The 22,440-nt window shown below is 71.3% G+C and carries 18 protein-coding genes and 1 pseudogene; 8 read left to right on the top strand and 11 right to left on the bottom strand.

Translation table 11 applies throughout. The features are described 5' to 3' along the window. Nucleotides 1–7: 7 nt before the first annotated feature. Together L3078_RS29635 and L3078_RS29630 are read right to left on the bottom strand one after the other, a co-directional pair. Nucleotides 8–769: an IclR family transcriptional regulator gene (locus tag L3078_RS29635; protein WP_239756963.1), complete on the bottom strand. Its 762-nt coding sequence runs from the start codon at nt 767–769 to the stop codon at nt 8–10. Further along, nucleotides 769–2,035 (bottom strand): annotated as a pseudogene (locus tag L3078_RS29630) (sugar kinase); the annotation flags it as partial. The gene L3078_RS29635 and the pseudogene L3078_RS29630, both read right to left, overlap by 1 nt. 142 nt (nt 2,036–2,177) lie before the next feature. On the opposite strand from L3078_RS29630, the gene L3078_RS29625 reads away from it, so the two are divergent. Together L3078_RS29625 and L3078_RS29620 are read left to right on the top strand one after the other, a co-directional pair. Then, a complete protein-coding gene (locus L3078_RS29625; protein ID WP_239756962.1) occupies nt 2,178–3,467 on the top strand; it encodes an amino acid deaminase in 1,290 nt (429 codons plus the stop codon). Nucleotides 3,468–3,520: 53 nt separating this feature from the next. Continuing rightward, nucleotides 3,521–5,146, top strand: a complete 1,626-nt coding sequence (locus L3078_RS29620; RefSeq protein ID WP_239760514.1) for an N-acyl-D-amino-acid deacylase family protein — start codon at nt 3,521–3,523, stop codon at nt 5,144–5,146. A gap of 117 nt (nt 5,147–5,263) precedes the next feature. Here L3078_RS29620 and L3078_RS29615 read toward each other — a convergent pair whose 3' ends face one another. After that, nucleotides 5,264–6,187, bottom strand: coding sequence for a trypsin-like serine peptidase (locus L3078_RS29615; protein WP_239756961.1), 924 nt, complete (start codon nt 6,185–6,187; stop codon nt 5,264–5,266). Nucleotides 6,188–6,537: 350 nt separating this feature from the next. Beyond that, on the bottom strand, nt 6,538–7,440 hold the full coding sequence (locus L3078_RS29610) for a hypothetical protein (protein ID WP_239756960.1): 903 nt from the start codon (nt 7,438–7,440) through the stop codon (nt 6,538–6,540). 247 nt (nt 7,441–7,687) lie between these two features. On the opposite strand from L3078_RS29610, the gene L3078_RS29605 reads away from it, so the two are divergent. The 6 genes from L3078_RS29605 (at nt 7,688) to L3078_RS29580 (ending at nt 14,145) form a co-directional block, all read left to right on the top strand. Next, on the top strand, nt 7,688–8,899 hold the full coding sequence (locus tag L3078_RS29605; protein ID WP_239756959.1) for a pyridoxal phosphate-dependent aminotransferase: 1,212 nt from the start codon (nt 7,688–7,690) through the stop codon (nt 8,897–8,899). A 100-nt stretch (nt 8,900–8,999) separates the two neighbouring features. Next, entirely contained in the window at nt 9,000–9,404 is a 405-nt protein-coding gene (locus L3078_RS29600; protein WP_239756958.1) for an SCO4983 family protein, read from the top strand. 307 nt (nt 9,405–9,711) lie between these two features. After that, a complete protein-coding gene (locus tag L3078_RS29595; RefSeq protein ID WP_239756957.1) occupies nt 9,712–10,785 on the top strand; it encodes a substrate-binding domain-containing protein in 1,074 nt (357 codons plus the stop codon). A gap of 21 nt (nt 10,786–10,806) precedes the next feature. Next, nucleotides 10,807–12,000, top strand: coding sequence for a toxic anion resistance protein (locus tag L3078_RS29590; RefSeq protein ID WP_239756956.1), 1,194 nt, complete (start codon nt 10,807–10,809; stop codon nt 11,998–12,000). Continuing rightward, nucleotides 11,997–13,556 (top strand): substrate-binding and vWA domain-containing protein, encoded by a 1,560-nt coding sequence (locus tag L3078_RS29585; protein ID WP_239756955.1) that lies wholly within the window; start codon nt 11,997–11,999, stop codon nt 13,554–13,556. Before L3078_RS29590 ends, L3078_RS29585 begins: the two co-directional genes overlap by 4 nt. A gap of 4 nt (nt 13,557–13,560) precedes the next feature. Continuing rightward, nucleotides 13,561–14,145 carry a hypothetical protein gene (locus tag L3078_RS29580; protein WP_239760513.1) on the top strand — a complete coding sequence of 195 codons (585 nt, stop codon included), beginning with the start codon at nt 13,561–13,563 and terminating at the stop codon, nt 14,143–14,145. A gap of 204 nt (nt 14,146–14,349) precedes the next feature. On the opposite strand, the gene L3078_RS29575 is transcribed toward L3078_RS29580, so the two are convergent. From L3078_RS29575 to L3078_RS29545, 7 genes are all read right to left on the bottom strand, one after another. Beyond that, nucleotides 14,350–15,507 carry a hypothetical protein gene (locus L3078_RS29575; protein ID WP_239756954.1) on the bottom strand — a complete coding sequence of 386 codons (1,158 nt, stop codon included), beginning with the start codon at nt 15,505–15,507 and terminating at the stop codon, nt 14,350–14,352. Between the two features lie 59 nt (nt 15,508–15,566). Beyond that, nucleotides 15,567–16,355 (bottom strand): PP2C family serine/threonine-protein phosphatase, encoded by a 789-nt coding sequence (locus L3078_RS29570; protein ID WP_239756953.1) that lies wholly within the window; start codon nt 16,353–16,355, stop codon nt 15,567–15,569. 1 nt (nt 16,356) lies between these two features. Further along, complete coding sequence (locus tag L3078_RS29565; protein WP_239756952.1) at nt 16,357–17,118, bottom strand: vWA domain-containing protein; 762 nt, start codon at nt 17,116–17,118, stop codon at nt 16,357–16,359. Between the two features lie 97 nt (nt 17,119–17,215). Next, nucleotides 17,216–18,238, bottom strand: a complete 1,023-nt coding sequence (locus tag L3078_RS29560) for a hypothetical protein (protein WP_239756951.1) — start codon at nt 18,236–18,238, stop codon at nt 17,216–17,218. 315 nt (nt 18,239–18,553) lie between these two features. Further along, on the bottom strand, nt 18,554–19,081 hold the full coding sequence (locus L3078_RS29555; protein ID WP_239756950.1) for a hypothetical protein: 528 nt from the start codon (nt 19,079–19,081) through the stop codon (nt 18,554–18,556). Next, nucleotides 19,068–20,057 (bottom strand): serine/threonine-protein kinase, encoded by a 990-nt coding sequence (locus tag L3078_RS29550; protein WP_239756949.1) that lies wholly within the window; start codon nt 20,055–20,057, stop codon nt 19,068–19,070. The genes L3078_RS29555 and L3078_RS29550 overlap by 14 nt, the downstream gene beginning before the upstream one ends. A 408-nt stretch (nt 20,058–20,465) precedes the next feature. Then, the gene (locus L3078_RS29545; RefSeq protein ID WP_239756948.1) at nt 20,466–22,292 is read right to left on the bottom strand and encodes a phosphoenolpyruvate carboxykinase (GTP); all 1,827 of its coding nucleotides are present in this window, start codon (nt 22,290–22,292) and stop codon (nt 20,466–20,468) included. Nucleotides 22,293–22,440: the final 148 nt, after the last annotated feature.

Raw genomic sequence — 22,440 nt, 5'->3', positions numbered from 1 at the left:
TTGTCCGTCATACGGGGTCTGACGTGGGGGTTCGGCCGGAGTACTCGGCGCTGATCGCGTCCGCGGTGCGGCGGACCAGCGGGAGCAGGGTGAGGAGTTCGTCGGCGGTGACGACGACGTTGGGGGCGGAGACCGACATCGCGGCGACGACCCGGCCGTCGGCGCCCCGGACGGGCGCGGCCACGCAGTTGATGGACTCCTCGTGGCCACCGAGGTCGGTGGCCCAGCCCTGTTCGCGGACCCGTGCCAGTTCCTTGAGGAAGGCGGCGGCGTTGGGCGTCGAACGGGACGTGTACATGGGGTAGTCGAGCTTCTCCGCGACGGCGCGGCGCTCGGTTTCGGGGAGGTCGGCGAGGCACAGCTTGGCGACGGCGGCGACCGTGATGGCGACCGGTTTGCCGATCCGGGAGTACATGCGGACCGGGTAGCGGCTCTCCACCTTGTCGATGTAGAGGACCTCGTTCTCCTCGTGGACGGCGAGGTGGACGGTGTGGCCGCACTGTTCGTTGAGGCGTACCAGGTGGGGGTGGGCGATCTCGCGGACGTCGAGGTTCTCCACGGCCTCCTGGGCGAGGGCGAAGAGGCGGGCGCCGAGGCGGTAGCGCTGGTCGGACTGGCGGTAGACCAGGCCGTGTTCGTGGAGGGTGCGCAGCAGACGCAGGGCCGTGGACTTGTGGACGCCCAGGCGGTCGGCGACCTGGCCGAGGTCGGCGGGGCCCTCGGCGAGCAGCGGCAGGATGCTGAGCGCGCGGTCGACGGTCTGGCTCATGGGGTGGGTACCTCCTCCTCGGCCCGGTCCGGTACGTCAGTCCAGCCGGGGGCGAGTCGAAGTGTCCCCCACGCGTCGTCGTCCAGGGCGGCGAGGCGGTCGGCGTGGTCGCGGTGGGGTGGGGTGCCGAGGTCGCCGGGGACGGTGAGGGTGGCCGCCGCCATGAGGTGGCCGTGGCGGAGGCGGGCCTTGGCGGGGAGGGCGCGGAGGGTGGCGGAGAGGAAGCCGGCGGCGAAGGCGTCGCCGGCGCCGGTCGCTGCCGCGACCTGGACGGTGGGGGCGGGGACGAACGTCGTCGTGTCCGTGTCCGTGTCCGTGACCGGTTCGGTGCGCGTCGTCTCGGGGTCGCCCGCGGTGGGGGTGGGGTCGGGGGCGTGCCGGGGGTCTCCGTCCTCGGTCCGGCGGGCGCCGTCGGGTGGGGAAGTACCCGGTGGTGGACGCCGGCCGCTGCGGGCGGACACCCCCCGGCACGCCCCTTCCGTCCGTGGGCGGCCGGTCCGCGCGTGGGGGCGTGCGGGTGAACAGGGTGGCTCCGCGCGCTCCTTGTTTCACCACGAGGGTGGTCGGCTCCGGCAGGAGGGTGCGGATCGCCGTGGGTCCGCCGGTGATGCCCCAGGCCTGTTGGGCCTCGTCCTCGCCGACGAAGACGATGTCGGCGCGGCGGGCCAGTTCGAGGAGGACGTGGGGGCCCTCGGTGTCGCTCCAGAGGCCGGGGCGGTGGTTGACGTCGAAGGAGATCAGGGGGTGGTGGTCGGGGCGGGGGGCCGTCAGGTCGTGGAGCAGGCGGAGGCAGTTGTCGGACAGGGCGGCCGTGATGCCGGTCAGGTGCAGGACGCGTCCGGCGCGTACGGCGGTGAGGTCCACGGTTGACGTCGACATCGCCGAGGCGGCCGAACCGGCGCGGTAGTAGGCGACTTCGTGGGTGTCCGTGGCTCGGTCGGCCGCGGTGCGGAAGTACACGCCTGTCGGGCGGGCGGGGTCGCGGCGTACGGAGGTCACGTCGACGCCGTAGGAGCCGATCTCCTCCAGCAGGTGGTCGCCGAAGCCGTCGGCTCCGACCCGGCTGACCCAGCGCGTCGTGTGGCCGGCGGCGGCCAGCGCGCAGGCCACGTTGGACTCCGCGCCGCCGATGGCCCGGTCGAAGGAGGGCACGTCGGCGAGGCGTCCGGGGCGGGTGGGCAGGAAGGTGACCATGGACTCGCCGAGCGCGACCACGTCGACGTCGGCGGGAGCGGCGTCGGGGGAACGGAGTCCGTCGGCGGTCACGATGGTGGAGGCTCCTCGTCGCGTCGGCTGGGGGGGTGGGTCGGCGCCGTTGACCCGGCGCTGGCTGGGATGTTAGACAGCAGTGAGCGGCATACGCAATGAACGTTGCATAGCATGCAACGTTCCTCGTCAGGGAGATCCCATGGGTGTCGAGAGTGTCGAAGCGCTGGCCCGGCTCGCGGAGGAGCGCGTCGACCACCGCTTCAAGGGACTGCCGCCGGACGCCGACGGCCTGACAGTGGCCGAGCTGGCCGCACAGCGGCGGAACCTGTTCACCGGCGGTTTCACCACCCCCGTGCTCGCCCTCTCCGCCGAGCACCTGGAGCACAACCTGGCGCTGATGGAGACCTACTCCGCGCGTCACGGCCTCGCCTTCGCCCCGCACGGCAAGACGTCCATGGCGCCGGAACTGTTCCGGCGGCAGATCGAGCGCGGCGCCTGGGGCATCACCCTCGCCGTGCCCCACCAGGCGCGGGTGGCACGGGAGTTCGGGATAGAGCGGATCTTCCTCGCCAACGAGGTCGTCGACCCGGTGGCCCTGCGCTGGATCGCCGACGAACTGGCGGCCGACCCCGGCTTCCGGTTCGTCTGTTACGTCGACTCGGTGCGTGGCGTGGAGCTGATGGACGCGGCGCTACGGGGTTCCGCGCGTCCGGCGCGTCCGGTGGACGTCGTCGTGGAGCTGGGCGCCGGTGAGGGCGCGCGCACCGGCGTGCGTACGGAGGCCGAGTGCGCGGCGGTCGCGGACGCGGTGGCCGGGGTCGACACGCTGCGCCTGGTCGGGGTCGCCGGGTACGAGGGCGAGGTGCCGGGCGCGGATCCGGAGCGGGTGGGGGCGTGGCTGCGCCGGCTCACCGCGCTGGCCGTCGACTTCGACAAGGCGGGGCGGTTCGCGGGGCTGGACGAGGTGATCGTCAGCGCGGGTGGCAGCGCCTGGTTCGACGCGGTGGCCGAGGTCTTCGCCGAGCTGCCCGAACTGTCCGTGCCGGTACTGAAGTTGCTGCGGTCCGGCGCGTACGTCTCGCACGACGCCGGGCACTACCGCCGGATCACCCCCTTCAACCGGATCCCCGAGGAGGGCGCCCTGGAGCCCGCCTTCCGGCTCTGGGCCCAGGTCGTCTCCCGCCCCTCCCCCGAGCAAGCCTTCGTCAACGCGGGCAAGCGCGACGCGGCGCACGATCTCGATCTGCCGTCGGCGGAGGTGGTGCGGGACGCGGGCACGGGCGCGGTCCGCGACGCCACCGGGATCACGGTGACGGGGCTGTCCGACCAGCACGCGTGGCTGCGCACGGAGGCCGGCGCGGCGGTGGAGGTCGGCGACTGGGTGGGGCTGGGGCTGTCGCATCCGTGCACGTCGTTCGACAAGTGGAAGCTGATTCCGGTGGTGGAGGCGGACGGGACCGTCACGGACTACGTCCGTACGTTCTTCTGATCCCGGCCGCCGAGTCCTGAGAGGTGACCCGCATGGACGAACGGGTGGCGCGCATGGACGAGCTGGTCTTCCGTGACGCCGAGGTCGTGGACGGCTCCGGCGACCCCTCCTACCGCGCCGACGTGGTCGTGGCAGGCGGCAGGATCACGTCGATCGTCAAGGAGGCGGCCGCGGCGGGGTGCCAGCGGCCGAGGGCCCGGCGGGAGGTCGACGCCGAGGGCCTGGTCCTGGCCCCCGGCTTCATCGACATGCACGCCCACAGCGACCTCGCGCTGCTGCGGGACCCCGAGCACACCGCGAAGGCGGCCCAGGGGGTGACCCTGGAGGTCATCGGCCAGGACGGACTGTCGTACGCGCCCGTCGACGACCGCACCCTCGAAGAGGTCCGCCGCGCGATCACCGGCTGGAACGGCTACGGCGAGGACGTCGACTTCACCTGGCGCTCGGTCGGCGAGTACCTGGACCGGCTCGACCACGGCTTCGGCGGCGAGGGCATCGCCGTGAACGCGGCGTACCTCGTGCCGCAGGGGACGGTCCGGATGCTCGCCGTGGGGTGGGAGGACCGGGAGGCGACCCCCGAAGAGCTGGACCGTATGCGGGAGTTGGTGGCAGCGGGGCTGCGGGAGGGGGCGGTCGGGATGTCGTCGGGGCTGACGTACACCCCCGGCATGTACGCGAAGGACGCCGAACTCACCGAGCTGTGCCGGGTGGTGGCGGCGTACGACGGCTACTACTGCCCGCACCACCGCTCGTACGGGGCGGGCGCGCTCCGGGCGTACGAGGAGATGGTCGCGCTGACCCGGGAGGCCGGCTGCGCCCTCCATCTGGCCCACGCCACCATGAACTTCGGGGTGAACGAGGGGCGGGCGCCCGAGCTGCTGGCCCTCCTGGACGACGCGCTCGCCGCCGGAGCGGACATCTCCCTCGACACGTACCCCTACACCCCCGGCTGCACGACGCTCGTCGCGATGCTGCCGAGCTGGGCGAGCGAGGGCGGCCCCGAGGCGATCCTCGCGCGGCTGGCGGACGACGAGACGGCCGGACGTATCCGGCACCACATGGAGGTCGTGGGCGCCGACGGCTGCCACGGCGTGCCCATCGAGTGGGACACCATCGAGATCTCGGGCGTCACCGACCCGGCGCTGTCGTCGTACGTGGGCCGGACGGTCGCGCGGTCGGCGAAGGCGCGCGGCGAGGAGCCCTGGGTGACCGCCCGCCGGCTGCTCGTCGAGGACCGGCTCGGCACGACGATCCTCCAGCACGTCGGGCACGAGGAGAACGTGCGGACCATCATGCGCCACCGCGTGCACACCGGCGGATCCGACGGCATCCTGCGCGGGGACAAGCCGCATCCGCGCGCGTACGGGACGTTCCCCCACTATCTCGGCCGGTACGTGAGGGAGTTGGGCGTGCTCTCCCTGGAGGAGTGCGTCGCCCATCTCACCTCACGTCCCGCCGCGCGGCTGCGCCTCGCGGACCGGGGACTCGTCCGCGAGGGCCACCGCGCCGACCTGGTCCTCTTCGACCCGGCGACCGTGGCAGCCGGGTCGACCTACGAGGCACCGCGCACCCTGCCCATCGGCATCCCGCACGTCCTGGTCGACGGCCGCTTCGTCATCGAGGACGGCCGCCGGACGGACGTGTTGGCGGGCCGGGCGGTGCGTCGGGCACCTGACTGACGCGGGCCCGCCCCTGTCCTTTCAGGGGCGCGGGGAACTGCGCGAGAAGCCCCACCGGTCCGCGGCCGAAGAACGACCGAGGGGCCCGGTAGCCCCCACGCCCCCCCGAGCGGAGCGCTACGGCTTGGGGAGCACGCAGCCGGCCGCCGTCAGGTCGAGCTTGTTGTCCACGCCGAAGCAGGCGGGGACGTGCCAGGTCTGCTGGGCGTAGTTGATGCCCTGACGGACGGTCACGGTGCCGTTCGCGTCGACCTCGCAGGGGTTGTTGACGGTGCAGCGCTCACCGCTCTCGTTGCCCGTGTTGTTGACGCCGACGACCTTGTTGGTCGCGACGTTGACCACCGGGGAGCCCGAGGTGCCGCCGATGGTGTTGCAGGCGGAGGTGTAACGGATGGAGTCCTTCCAGGTCCAGTCACCCTCCTTCAGGCGGTACGCGAACCCGTCGACGTCGCAGCTGTAGATCCGCTTCCAGTACCCGGAGACGACGCTGATGTCGGTGCCGGCGGCCGGGCGGGTGGTGTCGTAGACGAGCGCGTCGATGCCGTACGTGCTCTTGATCTGCGCGTACGTGGTGGTGAGCTGGTACACCGCCATGTCCGTGTCGGTCATCGTGCCGTACGCGATCTTGCTGGCGCGCAGGGTGCCGACGCGGGTGCCTGCGGAGTTCAGCAGGCCGAAGGTGCGGGTGGAGGCACGGTCGACGATGACCTGTCCGGGGGTCGGGAAGCCGGTCTCCAGACAGTGGCCGTTGGTCATGACCAGCGCCGGGTCGTTGTCCTCGGAGTCGGGCATCCGGACGACCGAGCCGGAACAGTTGCTGAGGGAGACGGTGCCGGCGAAGTTGACGGCCTGCACCGCGGGGGTCGTGAGGTCGGCGACGGTCTTGTTCGCGGTGTCGACGACGCCGCCGACCACACTGTTCACGACCGCGTCCGCCGACTTCCCGGGTGCCGCCGCCGGGGCCGGCGCCGCGACCGCCGGTGCCGCGCCGGCCCCGGTGATCACCAGGGCGAACAGCGAGGCAACGAGAGGCTTTCTCATGTGGGGGTCCCCTCACTACAGCTATGTGGCTGCGTGGTGGCAGAAGATCTTCCGGCCACCGCAGTTTGTCATGCGCATTGTGAGGGCGATGTGGAGGACGAGCAAGGAGTTGGTTCCGGCCGCGCGATCTTCGGCCAGGGGGTGGGGGCGGGCGAGGAGGCCGACTCGGGGACGCCGGGGGGGGCGAGGGCAGGCGTCGGTGGGCGAGGACGGTGGTGCGGCCGGACGTCGGCGCCAGGCCGGCGGTGCGAGGACGGATGTGCGGCCGGAGATCGGACGCGACCTCCGGACGCGACCTCCGGGAGCGGCCAGCGGCCAGCGGTCGGCGGCGGACCGGGGGCCGGCCGTGGTTACTTGGGGTCCTTGGTCGCGCCCTGGCCCCTGCCCTGGTTGCCGTTGGAGTTGCCTCGGGACGAGGGGGCCTCGGTGTCGGAGGTGGCGGTGGACGGTGGGGCCGAGGTGGCGGTGGGCGACGCGGAGCGCGACGGCTCGTCGGTGGTGGCGGAGGAGGTCGGGGACGTGGAGGCGTCCGGCGAGCTGTCGCCGGACGATGTCGTGGCACCCGCGTCGGAGGTTTCGTCGGCCGACGGGGTGGCGGTGTCCGTGCCCCCGGCACGGCCGTCGGACGTGGCGGACGGGACGGTTCCCGGGGCGTCGGGCGACCCCTTCTCCGAGGTGCCGAGCCCGGCCAGTCCCGCCGTCACGGCCCCGACCAGCACCGCGGCGCCGATCCCGCCCGCGACCAGCGCGCCACGCCGGCGGGCCCGTCGCCGCCCGAGCGTGCTCCGCCGCCCGTCGACGGCCCGCGCCCGCCGCCCGGCCCCCACGCCGCCGTACGGGGCACGGCCCTCGTGGGGCGCGCCATCGCCAGAGGGCGCGCCGTTTTCGTAAGGCGCGCCCCCGCCGTGCTCGTGCGGTGTGCCGCCGTCGTACGACGCGTCGCCGTCGTACGGCACAGCGCCGCCGTACGACGGGTCCTCCCCGTACGACGGATCCCCGTACGGCAAGCCAGGCCCGCGCGCACCCGCAGACGCACCGGCGGCCGGGGCGTTCTCAGCCGGGCCCGGCGCCGGGGGCACGACCTCGTCGAGTTGGACCGTGTCGTCGTAGGCGTTCTGCCAGCCGTGGGCCGTGGCCGGGTCCGCGAAGATCTCGTAGGCCGGGGTGGAGCGGGGGTCGCCGACGGGGAGGTACACGTTCGGCGGTGTCCCGGTGTCGGCCTCGTTCCGGTCCGGCCCGTGCGCGCTGTCCACGCCGCCCACCCCATTCATCGCGTTCCGCTGCCTTCGTGTCGTGGGCCGTGCGCCCAGGTCTCGGCGGCGTACGGCCAGGTGTCGTGCGGTCGGCGGCCGTGCGGTGGGGGGTCGGCCGGACCCGCACGCGGATTCTAGAGAGGAGGGGGCCTGGGGGACAGCGGCGGGGCATTTCGGGGTAATGCGGCCGTCCCACGTGGTGGAAAACACGGCCCGGAAGGCGTTACCGCGCCGTAAGCTCACGGACATGCAGGTGATCCAGTCGACCAAGCTCGCCAACGTCTGTTACGAGATCCGGGGCCCGGTGCTCGAGGAGGCGATGCGGCTTGAGGCGGCGGGGCATCGGATCCTCAAGCTGAACACGGGCAATCCGGCGGCGTTCGGCTTCGAGTGCCCGCCCGAGATCCTGGAGGACATCCTCCGGAACGTGTCCAGCGCCCACGGGTACGGCGACGCCAAGGGCCTGCTCGCCGCGCGCCGGGCCGTCGTCATGCACAACCAGACCCTCGGCATCGAGACGGACGTCGAGCACGTCTTCATCGGCAACGGGGTCTCCGAGCTGATCGTGATGGCCATGCAGGGCCTGCTCGACGACGGCGACGAGGTGCTCGTACCGTCGCCGGACTATCCGCTGTGGACGGCGGCGGTCTCCCTGTCCGGGGGCACGGCCGTGCACTACCGCTGCGACGAGCAGTCCGACTGGATGCCGGACCTCGCGGACGTCGAGCGGAAGGTCACCGACCGCACCAAGGCGATCGTCATCATCAACCCGAACAACCCGACGGGCGCGGTGTACGACGAGGCGGTCCTGCGCGGGCTGACGGACATCGCGCGCCGCCACAACCTGCTGGTCTGCTCGGACGAGATCTACGACAAGATCCTCTACGACGGCGCCACGCATACGCCGACGGCCTCGGTCGCCCCCGATCTGCTGACCCTCACCTTCAACGGCATGTCGAAGGCGTACCGGGTGGCCGGCTACCGGGTGGGCTGGATGGCGATCTCCGGGCCGCGCGCGCACGCCGACTCCTACATCGAGGGTCTGACGATCCTCGCGAACATGCGGCTGTGCGCGAACATGCCCGGGCAGCACGGGGTGGTCGCCGCGCTCAGCGGGCGGCAGACGATCAACGACCTGGTGCTGCCGGGCGGGCGGCTGAAGGAGCAGCGGGACGTCGCGTACGAGTTGCTCACGCAGATCCCGGGCGTCACGTGTGTGAAGCCGAAGGGGGCGCTGTATCTGTTCCCGCGCCTCGATCCGAACGTCTTCAAGATCAAGGACGACCGGCGGATGGTCCTCGACCTGCTCCGACAGGAGAAGATCATGGTCGTGCAGGGCACCGGCTTCAACTGGGCCGAACCCGACCACTTCCGGGTCGTGACCCTGCCGACGGTGGGTGACCTGCGGTCCGCGATCACCCGGATCGGGAACTTCCTGGACGGGTACGGGCAGGCCTGACACCACGCGCCGAGTACGGCGAACCGGGGCTTTCGGACCTCGCTCAACTTTAGACCGAATCTAAGGTAGAGTGGTCGTCCGAGAGCTTGGAGGCCATCCCATGTACGAGCCGATCCGCACGAAGTCGGTCCACACGATGGCCGGCACGACCTCCTCCGACTTCCCTCACCGTTCACGTGAGGAAGAGCTGGACATCCAGCTCGCGGGTCACCTGGCGGCCCTGCTGGCAGTGACCGACGAACTCCGCGCACTGACCCCTTCCGACGACCTCGACGCGGCCGCGGAGGCGCTGACCGCGCAGGTCGCCCGGCTGCGGGGCGGCCGGCCTCCCGTACGCTTCGCCGCCGCCGACGAGGGCGAGGGTGACGTCGCCGGGCTGCACCGGAGGGCGCACGCGCTCGCGGGGCGGGCGCTCGTCGTCGCCGCGTCGCGGGCGGACACGGCGTCGGCGATTCTGGCGGCTTCGCGGATGGACGCGCATGCGGCTGTGCCGTTGAGTGCGTAGCCGCCCGGGGGCGCGTTGTCGGGTGCGGCTCCGGTGGGGCTTCTCGCGCAGTTCCCCGCGCCCCTGAAAAGCAGGGGCTACGCCCCGTGCTTTTCACCCCGCAGCCCCGTCGCTTTCCAGGCCCGCAGGGGCCTGGTCTTTTAGGGGCGCGGGGAACTGCGCGAGAAGCCCCACCGGAGCCGCACCCGACAACGCGCCCACCCCGCCCTCCCCCGGAGGGGGGCCGTGGCGTTCCGGGACCACCGCTTCATCCCCCGTTCACCGGCCCACACAAGGAACGTTGGGTTCCGCGGAGCACTCTCCCCGTGTGAGACGAATAGCGGGAATCGTCCTCGCGGTCCTGCTGATCGGCGGCGTGGTGGCAGCCGTCGTGGCGGGCCGGCAGACCGAGGACACGGGCACGGCAACGAAGACCGTGCGAGGCGTGATCGGGTCGGAGAAGGCGGAGTTCTTCGCCGACCCGGAGGTGGTGAAGGCCCTGGCCGCCCAGGGCTACACCGTGAAGACGGAGACGTCGGGATCCTGGGCCATGGACGGCCTCGATCCGAAGGGGTACGACTTCGCGTTCCCGTCCAGCAAGGCACCCGCCGACGAGCTGGCCGAGAAGTACGGCGTGCGTGAACCGCTGCCGCGCCCCTTCTACTCGCCGCTCGTCGTGGTCGCCCACCGGGGCGCCGCCGAGGTGCTGCGGGACAACCGGCTGGCCACCCTCGAAGGGGACCGGGGCGTCCTCGACATGGGCGCGTACCTGAAGGCCGCCGAGGACGGGCGGACCTGGCAGGACCTCAAGGGGGCCGAGAAGTACGGCGAGTTGAGGGGACTCCTCTACATCGCCACCACCGACCCGACCACCTCCAACTCGGGCGCGCTCTACCTCGCCGCCGCCTCCGAGGTCGCGAACGGCGGACGGGTGGTCGCGGACAAGGCCGGCCTGGACCGGACCGCGCCCCTCATGCGCGAGCTGATCAGTGTGCAGGGTGCCCAGCAGCCGAGCACCGACGCGGCGTTCCGCGACTTCGTCAGCGGGGTCGGCAATCCCCTCGTGCTGGTCTACGAGTCGCAGGTCGCCGCCCTGCTGACGGAGGGCCAGGGCGTCGACGACCTGGTCGTCCTCTACCCGGACACCACCGTGTTCAGCGACCACACCGTCGTACCGGTCACGGACGAGGGGCGGGCGCTCGGTGAACTCCTCGGCACCGACCCGAGGTTGCGCGAGCTGGCGGCCCGGCACGGGTTCCGGCCGCAGGGCGCGGCCACCGAGTTCACGGCGGCGACCGCAGACCACACCACCTATCTCATGCAGAAGCTGACCGTCCGGCAGGCGCCCGTGCCCACCTCCGAGGTGCTGCACGAGATGGCGCGCCGGGCCAGGGGCCAGTAGGACGACGGGGGAACACCACAGATGAACATCGACAACAGCGGTGGCGACACCGCCTTCACCCTCACCCCTCCCGAGCCGGTCGCGGCCGTGCCCCGGGAGAAGGCCGGCGGGCTGGTGCCCGTCGAGGAGTCCGTGCGGACGGACATGGCCCGCAAGGCCGAGGAGTACGTACGGGGGCTCGCCGCCCTCGACGCCCGCTCCCCGGAGTTCGCCGGCCGGGTCGGGGAGATCACCGCGCTCGGCGCGGGCGAGATGCGGAGCGCCGCCGCCCAGTCCAACCGGATGCTGGAGCGGACCGTGCGCAGCCTGCCGGGCAAGGGCGGCGACGCGCAGTCGCAGGTCGCGGGCTCGCTCGTGGAACTCCGGCGGGTGGTGGAGGATCTGGACCCGCGTGATCTGCCGGCGAGCAAGGGTCGCAAGCTGCTGTCCCGGCTGCCGGGCGGCAACAAGCTGCGCGACCACGTCGCCAAGTACGCCTCCTCGCAGGGGACGTTGAACAAGATCGTGGGATCCCTGCGCGGCGGGCAGGACGAACTGCGGCGCGACAACGCCGCGTTGCAGACCGAACGGGTCAGGCTCTGGGAGACCATGGGCAAGCTGCAGGAGTACGTCGTCCTGACGGAGGCCCTGGACACGGCCGTCGAGGAGCACATCCGGACGCATGTCGACGGGGCCGATCCGCAGCAGGGCGACACGCTCCGCGCCGACGTCCTCTTCCCCGTGCGGCAGAAGCACCAGGACCTGCTCACCCAGCTGGCCGTCTGCGCCCAGGGCTATCTGGCCATGGACGTCGTACGGCGCAACAACGAGGAGCTGATCAAGGGCGTCGACCGGGCCGCGACGACCACCGTCTCGGCGCTGCGCATCGCGGTGATGCTCGCCTCCGCCCTCGACAACCAGAAGAAGGTCGTCGACCAGGTCAACGCGTTGCGCGGTACGACGGAGGAGCTGATCCGGGGCAACGCGGAGATGCTCGCCGGCCAGAGCGGGGAGATCCAGCGCATCGCCGCCGACCCGGCCGTCGGCACGGAGACACTCCGTACGGCCTTCCAGCAGATCTACCGCACCCTCGACGCCATCGACACGTACAAGGTCCAGGCGACGGAGACCATGGCCGCGACGGTCGAGTCCCTGACCTCCGAACTCCAGAGCGCGACACGGTACTTGGAGCGCAGCCGGAACCAGGGAGCACTGGAAGGGGGTGGGCTCGTATGAGAGTACGCACGACGGTCGGGCTCGCCCTGACATCCGTCGCCGCCCTCCTGGCCACCGCCTGCACCGCCACCGACCCGGCCGCGCCCGACCCCGCCGAACCGACCACGTACGTCCCCGGCACCCTCCGCGTCCTCGCCTCCAGTGAACTCGCCGACATGAAGCCGGTGTTGGCGCAGGTGGAGAAGGACACCGGGATCAAGGTCCGGCCCACCTACATGGGCACCCTCGACGCCGTCGAACTGCTCGGCGAGCAGCGGGCGAAGGGCGCGTACGACGCGGTGTGGCTGTCCTCCAACGACTACCTGCGGCTCCGCCCGGAGGCGGCGAAGCAGGTCGTGTCGGAGACGTCGGTGATGTCCAGCCCGGTCGCGATCGGCGTGAAGAACGCGACCGTGCGGAAGCTGGGCTGGAAGCCGGGTGACGTCACCTGGTCGGACGTCGAGAAGGCCGTGGCGGACGGGAGGCTGACGTACGGCATGACCGATCCGACGCGCTCCCACTCCGGTTTCGCCACGCTCGTCTCGGTCGCGTCGGCTCTCTCCGACGCCCAGTCCGCGCTGACGGACGCGGACGTCTCACGGGCGACGCCCCGGCTGAAGGAGTTCTTCGCGGGGCAGAAGCTGACGTCGGGCTCGTCGGGCTGGCTCGCGGCGGCGTACGACCGGCGCGGGGACGTCGACGCGCTGCTCAACTACGAGTCCGTGCTGGAGTCCCGCGAGGACCTGACGGTGATCCGGCCGAGCGACGGCGTCGTCACCGCCGACTATCCGCTCTCCTCCCTCGCCTCCACCGGCGAGGAGGTCCGCGACGACGTACGCCGGCTCTCGGACGCGCTGCGCACCCCGGACGTCCAGCGGCTGATCACCGAGCGGACACTGCGCCGCCCTGTCGTACCCTCCGTGGCGCCCGCGGCCGCACTGGACACCACACGCCGCCGTGAACTCCCCTTCCCCGGCAGTCGTTCCGTCGCCGACGGCCTGCTCGACTCGTACGAGAACGAGCTGCGCCGCCCGTCGCGGACCGTGTACGTCCTGGACACCTCGGGCTCGATGGAGGGCGACCGGCTCGACCGGCTGAAGACCGCGCTCACCGAACTGACCGGCGACTTCCGGGACCGGGAGGAGGTCACCCTGATGCCGTTCGGATCGGACGTGAAGAGCATACGGACGCATGTCGTACGGCCCGAGGATCCGAAGGCCGGGCTCGACGGCATCCGCGCCGACACCCGGGAGCTGTCCGCCAGTGGCGACACCGCCATCTACACCTCGCTGCGGAAGGCGTACGAGCACCTCGCCACCGCCGACCGGGACACCTTCACCTCGATCGTGCTGATGACGGACGGCGAGAACACCCAGGGGGAGAGCCCCGCCGACTTCGACTGGTTCTACGGCCGGCTGCCCACCGCCCAGCGGCAGATCCCCGTCTTCCCCATCCTCTTCGGCGACTCCGACAAGGACGAACTGGAGCACATCGCCGACCTGACCGGCGGCCGTCTCTTCGACGCCCAGCAGGGGTCACTGGACGGCGCCTTCGAGGAGATCCGTGGCTACCAGTAGATTCATGGCGTACATCGAGTCCCGCAAGAACCTCACCGGCGGCGCCCTCGGGGTCGCCGGGCTCGGGCTGACCTTCGCGGGGGTCGCGGGACCGTACTGGCCGGTCGTGGTCGTCGGGCTGTACGGCGCGGGTGCGCTGATCGCCCCGCCGGAGCGGGTGGCGCCGCCGGACTTCCCGGATCCGTCGGCCCAACTGGACGAGCTGCGGGGCGACTTCGGTACGTTGCGGACGTATCTCGCGGACATCGAACTGCCGCCCGCCGCGGCCGGCCGGCTCACCGAGCTGACCGAACTCCTCGCGGCGCTCCTCGAACCCGGCTGGGTCGCGGAGGTGCTCGCCCACGATCCCGAGGGTGTCCACGCCCTCTCGCGCGCCGTCCGCCAGGACGTCCCCGAGGCCGTCGACACGTTCGTCCGCACACGCTGGTGGACCCGCCTGACCCCGGGCACGGAGCCGCCGGAACGGCACCTTGAGCGCCAACTCGGCCTGCTCCATGAGGAGTTGGGCCGCCTGGCAAGCGCCCTGCGCGACACGGAGGCGCGCCGCCAGGAGTCCCACACGCGCTATCTGGAGGACCGGTCGGGGTGAGGGGCGCGCAGTGGGGTGGGGGCCGGGGGGTGCGTGGTCGGGTGCGGGTCCGGTGGGGCTTCTCGCGCAGTTCCCCGCGCCCCTAAAAGACCAGGCCCCGCGGGCCTGAAAAGCACGGGGCGCAGCCCCTGCTTTTCAGGGGCGCGGGGAACTGCGCGAGCAACCCCCACTCACCCGCACCCGACCACGCACCCCCAGCCCCCTTCACCCCGCACTCGCCAGAAGCACGATCAGCAACACCACCCCCACCACCACGGCCAACACCTTCAACGCCGCGTACGGCGACGGCGGCTGATCCGGCGGAGCCACCGTCGGGACCGACGTCGCCCGCGGCCCGTTGAACACGTCGTGCCCGGTGACCGCGGCCCGCGTGCACCAGGGGCACGTCGGCAGATGGGAGCCGTAGGTGTGCAGGGGCCGTACCGTGCAGGCCCGCACCTGGCCGCGCTCCTTGTCGAGCGCCCGCAGCCACGCCTCGGCCCGCGGCCGGGCGTCGGGGTCCTGGACGCCCGGTCCGAACGCGGCCTTGGCGAGCACGAGGAGTTCGGTCGGCAGGACGGACGGGTCGATCGCGCCGCGCGGGATGGTGACCCGCTCGGGCCGGACGACATAGCTGCAGCTCGCGGCGATGTTGTCCTTGACGGTCGACTCGGAGGCGCTCTCGTGCGGCACCCCGCCGAAGGGATGGTTGCCGGCGGTGAGCAGCTGGTAGACGAGGACGGCCAGGGCGAAGTCGTCGCTCTGCCGGGTCGCGGGGCCGCCCGCCTGCCGCTCGGGGGACGAGTAGTCGGTGGTGTGCATCAGGCACGGGAAGAGTTCGCCGGTGACCGGGTCGGTGAAGGCGATGGAGTCGCAGTCGAGGAAGGTGACGAACCCGTTGGCGTCGACGACGACGTTGCTGCTGGAGAAGTCGCCGATGACGAGGTTGTCGTAGTGCATCCGGGCCGTCATGAAGGCGAGGTTCCAGGCGACGCCCAGCAGGAAGCGCCAGTCGGCCCGGTCCGGGAAGAGCTTCAGGCGCTGGACCCGGGTGAACAGGCCGACCAGCTGGACGTGTTGGGGTTCGCCGAAGCGGCGCATGGCGTAGCCGAGGAACGCGCCGTTCGCGTCCCGGGCGATCGCGGTGGGCCACGCCAGCTCCGGCGGCTGGCTGGCGTCCGTCGGCCGGGCGGCCAGCGGTGACATGGTCAGCATCCGGGCCAGCCGCCGTTCCTGGTCCGGCCCCGGCGTGTCCCGGTAGATCTTGACGACGATCCTCGGGTCCCCTTCGACCGGGAACACGGCCGCCTGCCCACCCCCCTTCAACGGCAACTCGGCCAGAGTGACCCGCCTACCGTCGAGAAAGACCGTGCGGCCGCTCATGGCCGTACCTCCGAGTGTTCGTCGAGCCGGTCGTCACCTCTGATGAGCACGGGGCGCGCTCATCGCCGGGTCGTGCGGACGGCACGCAGCAGGGTCTTGTCGTCGGCGTTGAGGGCGGTGAGGCGGTCGGAGCGCAGGAGCGCGGCCAGGTTGGGGTCGCGGTCGTCCTCGGCGGCGGAGTCGAGGGAGCGGAAGACGGCGTCCGCGAACGACGTGTTCGGTGACTGCGCGCCGTCGGCCGACCGGTTGAGCATGGCCTGCGCCAGCCCGTCCGTGGAGAGGAGCACCCCGTCGACGCCGTCGTCGAGGAGGCACTCGGTGTGGGTCCAGCGCTCCCTGTCCGGCGAGGTCAGGAACACCGTCTCGTTGCTGTACTCGCTCGCCGCCGCGGCCTGCGGCAGCAGATGGAACTGCCGTTCACCGTCCTCCGTCCCGGCCCGTACGACGACGAAGCCGTCGCCCACGGAGAGGTGCCCGAGCCAGCCGGGCGCGAGCACCACCACCGTGAGGGTGGTCGCGAAGTCGGGGGCGTCGGCGCCGGTCCGGTCGAGGAACTCCTCGCTGACGTCGCGCAACGCGTCCCGCAGCAACTCGTGCACGGCCTCCCCCGGCCGTAGCTCCACGGCCGCCTCGGCCCGCCGTACGAAGTGGTCCGTGGCCAGCCCCACCGCGAGCTGTGCGCCCTCCTCCGAGCGGGGCCGGCTGCCGGCCCCGTCGGCGACGGCGAGCACGACGACCGAGGGCGTGGCGGCTGCGGCGCAGGCGTCCTGGCAGGGCAGGCCCTGGCGCCGGTGCCGGTAGCCCTCGACGCTCAGGCCGTGGATCCGCCAGGGCGGGGCGAGGTTCACCTCACGCCTCCCAGGCCGGGCGTTGGGTCTTGAACTGGCTGAAGATCTTCTCGAACACCTCGTCCCCCGCCCCCTTCTGCTCGGCGTTGGCACTGGCGGACATCATCTGGAGCAGCTCACGGAACGGGAATCCTTGGAGCCGGGCGTTGAACTTGGGTGCGAAGGCCCGCAGCACCGACTCGCCCATGTCGGTGATGCCGCCGACCCCGATCGCGTACAGCCGGAAGCGGCGGGCGCGCTGCTCCTCGGCGAGGACGGGGACCAACCGGTGCCAGGATTCGGTGAGATGGCCGGTGGGGTCGGTGGGCAGACCGTCGGTGACGAGACAGATCTGCGGCCGGTAGTACTGCAGTCCGGACGCCCGCAGCTCGCTCTTGCGGGCGGCGACGATGTGCATGGCCAGCTCCAGCGCCTCGGTCATCAGGGTGACCCCGGCGGCCGTGAGCTGCGGTGCCTGGAAGGCGTGCGCGGGTATGAAGGGGCTCGTCCGGGTGCGCGGGTCGAGCAGGTGGGGGCCGCGCCAGGCGCCGACGCCCTGGCCGCCGAAGGTGACGACGGCGACCTCCACGCTGTAGCTGAGGCTGACGTCGTCGTGGAGTTCCCTGGTCCACTCGGCGAGCGCGTTGTTGAGCGTCTGGATCGGCTGGCCCGCCATGGAGCTGGACGTGTCGAGGCAGAGCACGAGCGGCATGCGCTGGGCGTTGTTCTCGAACTCGATGTCGGCGTATTCGGCCGGCAGCGTGGGCGGGTATTCGCTGTGCATCGTCTTCCCCCTGTGCTTCTGGTGTCGCTGATGTGCCTGGTGCGGGTGTGCCTGGTGCGGGTGTGCCGGGTGCGGGTGTGCCGGGTGCCTGGGCGGATCACCTGGGTGTGTTCTTGGCGTGCCGTGCGGCTGTCGGTGGGAAGGCGTACAGGACGTCGGCGTCGCGGTCCCGCGCCTCGGTGACGTCGACGAGACTGCCGGGCGCGGGGGGCGGTCGCCCCGGTTCGGCCCACACCGCCCGACGCAGTACCCGGTCGACCTCGACATAGCCCTGCGGGTGCAGTTCGGTGCGGACGACCGCGGTCCGGGCGTGCGCCGGCCGGGCTCCCACGTGCCGCCCGTACCGAGGCGCGGAGGCCACCCGGAGCCGGGTGGTGCTCTCGTCCCCGCCCTCACCGTCGCCGCCGCCGTCGCCACCCGCGCCGCCGCTCCCGCCGCGCGCCGCGTGCGCCGGCGTGGTCCGGGTGGAGGCGGCCCGCGTGAGCCCGCCGGCCGCGCGCCCGGAAGAGGGCGCCCGGTGCCCCACGGCGACCGGGCCCCTGGACCGCCGGATGACGATCACGAAGGCCAGCAGCAGGAGAGCGAGCAGGAGCGCCATCCAGAAGGCGGTCCACGTGGCACCGCTGTAGCCGGCGCCCGTGTCGTGGGTGGTGCCGACCGCGTTGTTCGCCTCCTCGTTCCCCTCGCCGCCGCTGTCCCCCTGGCCGCCCTGGCCGCCGGACGAGGTCGAGGGGGGCTTGGCCTCTCCCTCGTCGGACTCCGGGGTGAAGCTGTTGTTGTCCGGATGGGCGGCGAAGTCCGTCAGATCCGATCCCTTGAGCGTGGCCGACCGCCCCTCACCGGGGCTGAGCTCGGTGCACAGACCGCGTCTGTCGGGACAGACGCCACTCACCTTCAGATCGTCGAGCGTCCCCTGCTCCAGCCGGTCGATCTCGGCATCGGGGTGGATCAGCAGATCCTCGGTGGCGAGAAGCAACGCCGTGCCGCCCTGCCCCGTACTCACGTTCTTCGGGACCAGCACCACCACCGCGTGATCCTTGGCGCGCAGCCGATCGGAGATCACGTGTTTCTTGTCATCCAGGTTCTCGTACCCCAAGGGCCCCTTGAGAGTGATCAGCACGGGCCCCGACTCCGCGCGTTCGATCCAGCACTCCAGCCGTTGTCTGAAGTCGCCGGCCGGACACGACCTCGCGGCCGAGGCGGAGCCCCCTGGCACCAACGCGACCAACAGCCCCACCAGCACGCCGAGAAACGACAAACGCCTGATCGCACCCATCGCACCAACCCCCCGTGGCCTGAAAGGCACGCCCCCGCGGCCCTGAAAAAGCCCATCCAATAGTGGAGCAGGCAGCCGGGCGGCCGGAAGGGTTTGGCGAATTCCGCCGATGGAATTACGGCGAGTTACGCCGACGTCCGATCAGTATGCTTTTCACTTCTACAACTTGAACACCTGATGACAACGACTGAACATCTGCCGTGCCCGTTCCACCCAGTCATTGGCCAACGCATCGAAATCCGCCTGGGTGATCCGACATGTCAACGGCAGATCACAGACCCCGGCGAGACAGGGGCGAGGTCCGCGGACATCCCACACGGAAAGCATGGGGTTCAATTGTTCGGTATTCCACGCGTTCGACGCGGCGGCGGCAATGGCGAGTTGGTCCTGCCGGAGGAAATTCCCGTCCGTCGCGAAGGCCACGAGCAGCCTTTTGGTGGTCATGAAACGCACGGTGACCACCCGCCCCGCCTCGTGGAGATCGAATTGCAGGGAGACGGAGACGGTGTCATGGACCGTGTGGTAATTCCGCCGCGCCACCCAGGTCTGCACCAACTGCCGCCAGTGCGTGCCGAGGTCGTAGATCTCGCCGTGGCGCCCCGGGTACGAGTCGCGGCCGTGGCGACCGGAGAAGGAGTCACGGCCGGGCTGGGAGTCACGGCCCGGGTAGGAGTCAGGAAGCGTCACGGACCACCGCCCCGGCGACCATGGCGTCGGTCAGCCCGGCGTCGAGCAGCGCCTGCGCGTGCAGCAGCAGACAGGAGGGGACGGACTCACTCGTCGTACGGCTCAGATGGCGCTCTCTCAGTTCCTCGTACCGCACCTCGATGGTCCGCGCCACCTGCGGCGGCGGCCATGCCTCGACGCGTGTCTCCTCCTCCACCAACTCGGCCAGGATCACGGCCAGTCGGGGCCGGTCCTCGGGTCGCTTGGCCAGACAGCGGGCGATGACGGGCCGCAGTCCCGGCGGTACGCCGTCGAGCCGGGGCTCTCCCCGGACGACCTCGACGCGCACGCCCTCCCCGCTGCCGTGCGGTGGGCGGCCGGTGAGCGCGTACACCAGGACCCCGCCCAGGGAGAACACGTCGCTCGGCGGGCCGACGCGGTCGCCGCGGATCTGCTCGGGCGACATGAACGACGGGGTGCCGACGACGACGCCGACGCGGGTGAGGCCGGGGGCGCCGTCCACGCGGGAGATGCCGAAGTCGATGACGCGGGGGCCGTCCTGGGCGAGCAGCACGTTCGCCGGCTTGAGGTCGCGGTGGATCACATGGGCGGCGTGGATGGCCTGCAACGCCTCGACGAGGCCGGCGCCGAGGGGGCGGACCTGGGCCTCGGGGAGGGGGCCGTCGGCGCGGACCGCTTCCGCGAGGGAGGGGCCGGGGACGTACAGCGTGGCCAGCCAGGGGAGTTCGGCGGTGGGGTCGGCGTCGACGACGGCGGCGGTGTAGGCCCCGCTGACCACGCGGGCGGCGGCGACCTCGCGGGCGAAACGTTCGCGGAACTCGGGTTCGGCGGCGAGTTCGGGGCGGGCGACCTTGACGGCGAACTCTCGGCCGGCGGGTGAGCGGCCCAGGTAGACCCAGCCCATGCCGCCGGAGCCGAGGCGGCCGACTATTTTGTACGGGCCGATCTTCATGGGGTCACTTATGGGTGTGCGCACCCCGGTCACCTCGTTTCGGGGTTCGGTGCGGATGTCCCGAGTGTCCCGCGAAATCCGGTGCGCGGCAGCCCTTTTCGCCCCCTCCGCCCCTACCCGTCCCATCCTGAAGGGGCTGCGCCCCTTCGACCCCCAAGCGTCCGTCCGGTGGGGGCTGGTCGCGCAGTTCCCCGCGCCCCTGAAAAGCAGGGGCTGCGCCCCGTGCTTTTCAGGCCCGCAGGGCCTGTTCTTTTAGGGGCGCGGGGAACTGCGCGAGAAGCCCCACCGGACCCGCACCCGGCAACGAACCCGAAACTCCCGAGCTCTCAGGCGTCCATGAAATAACCGCGCACAAAAAATCCGCGACCGGCCGAGGAGACGTCGCTGGTCAGGGCAACCCATATCCGGCCGGTCGCGGAGCAGAAGGGGGCGTCAGCCCAGGCGGCTCACCAGCGCCCGGTACTCGTCCCACAGCTCCTTCGGCGTGTGATCACCGAAGGTGTTGAGGTGTTCGGGCACGAGCGCCGCCTCCTCCCGCCACACCTCCTTGTCGACGGTCAGCAGGAAGTCCAGGTCGGAGGAGGACAGGTCCAGCCCGTCCGTGTCCAGGGCCTCGGCCGTCGGCAGGATGCCGATCGGCGTCTCCACCCCGTCCGCCTTGCCGTCGAGCCGGTCCACGATCCACTTCAGGACCCGGCTGTTCTCGCCGAACCCGGGCCACACGAACTTGCCCTCGTCGTTCTTGCGGAACCAGTTGACGTAGTAGATCTTCGGCAGCTTGGACTGGTCCTTGCCCTTGGCGACGTCGACCCAGTGGCCCATGTAGTCGCCCATGTTGTAGCCGCAGAAGGGCAGCATCGCGAAGGGGTCGCGGCGCAGTTCGCCGACCTTGCCCTCGGCGGCGGCGGTCTTCTCGGAGGCGACGTTCGCGCCCAGGAACACGCCGTGGTTCCAGTCGAAGGACTCCGTCACCAGCGGCACCGCCGTGGCGCGGCGGCCGCCGAAGAGGATCGCCGAGATCGGCACGCCCTTGGGGTTCTCCCACTCGGGCGCGATGATCGGGCACTGCGCCGCCGGCACCGTGAAGCGAGCGTTGGGGTGGGCGGCCGGCGTCCCGGAGGACGGCGTCCAGTCGTTGCCCTTCCAGTCGGTGAGGTGCGCCGGAGTCTCCTCCGTCATCCCCTCCCACCAGATGTCGTTGTCGTCGGTCAGGGCGACGTTGGTGAAGACGGAGTTGCCCCAGAGCGTCTTCATCGCGTTGGCGTTGGTGTGCTCACCGGTGCCGGGCGCGACGCCGAAGAACCCGGCCTCGGGGTTGATGGCGTAGAGCTGTCCGTCCTCGCCGAAGCGCATCCACGCGATGTCGTCGCCGATCGTCTCGACGGTCCAGCCGGAGATCGTCGGCTCCAGCATCGCGAGGTTCGTCTTGCCGCAGGCCGACGGGAAGGCGGCCGCCACGTACTTGGACTCGCCCTGCGGGGGCGTCAGTTTGAGGATCAGCATGTGCTCGGCCAGCCAGCCCTCGTCGCGTGCCATCACCGAGGCGATGCGCAGGGCGTAGCACTTCTTGCCGAGCAGCGCGTTGCCGCCGTACCCGGAGCCGTACGACCAGATCTCGCGGCTCTCGGGGAAGTGGGAGATGTACTTGGTGGTGTTGCAGGGCCACGGCACGTCGGCCTGGCCGGGCTCCAGCGGGGCGCCGAGGGTGTGCACGGCCTTCACGAAGAAGCCCTCGGAGCCGAGCTCGTCCAGCACCGGCTGTCCCATCCGGGTCATGGTGCGCATGGAGACGGCGACGTACGCGGAGTCGGTGATCTCGACGCCGATGGCGGAGAGCGGGGAGCCGAGCGGGCCCATGCAGAACGGGACGACGTACATCGTCCGGCCGCGCATCGAGCCCCGGAACAGGCCCTTCTCGCCCTGGAAGATCTCCCGCATCTCGGCGGGAGCCTTCCAGTGGTTGGTCGGACCCGCGTCCTCCTCCTTCTCCGAACAGATGAACGTACGGTCCTCGACCCGGGCGACATCGGTCGGGTCGGACGCGGCGTAGTAGGAGTTCGGGCGCTTGATCGGGTCGAGTTTCCGGAAGGTGCCCTTCTCGACGAGCTCCCCGCACAGGCGCTCGTACTCGGCCTCGGATCCGTCGCACCAGACCACGTTGTCCGGCTCGGTCAGTTCGGCGATCTCGTTCACCCACGCCACGAGTTCTCGGTGGGTGGTCGGGACGGTGGAAGGGGGAGCCGCGATGTCGCGCGCCACGATTGCTCCTAAAAATGAGGGATTTTTTGTTGGAGGCCCCGTGGGGGCTGCGACCCGGATGCTTCATCGGTGACGCCTTGGCGCTCATCCGGTGCCGACCGCACTCATTTGATCATCCGACGGGAGTGCCCATCTGTCCAGAGGGCCG

The organism is Streptomyces deccanensis (genome assembly GCF_022385335.1).
GTDB classification, from domain to species: domain Bacteria; phylum Actinomycetota; class Actinomycetes; order Streptomycetales; family Streptomycetaceae; genus Streptomyces; species Streptomyces deccanensis.
The sequence above is the reverse complement of the archived record's forward strand: the minus strand, read 5'-3'. Positions and strand labels throughout refer to the sequence as shown.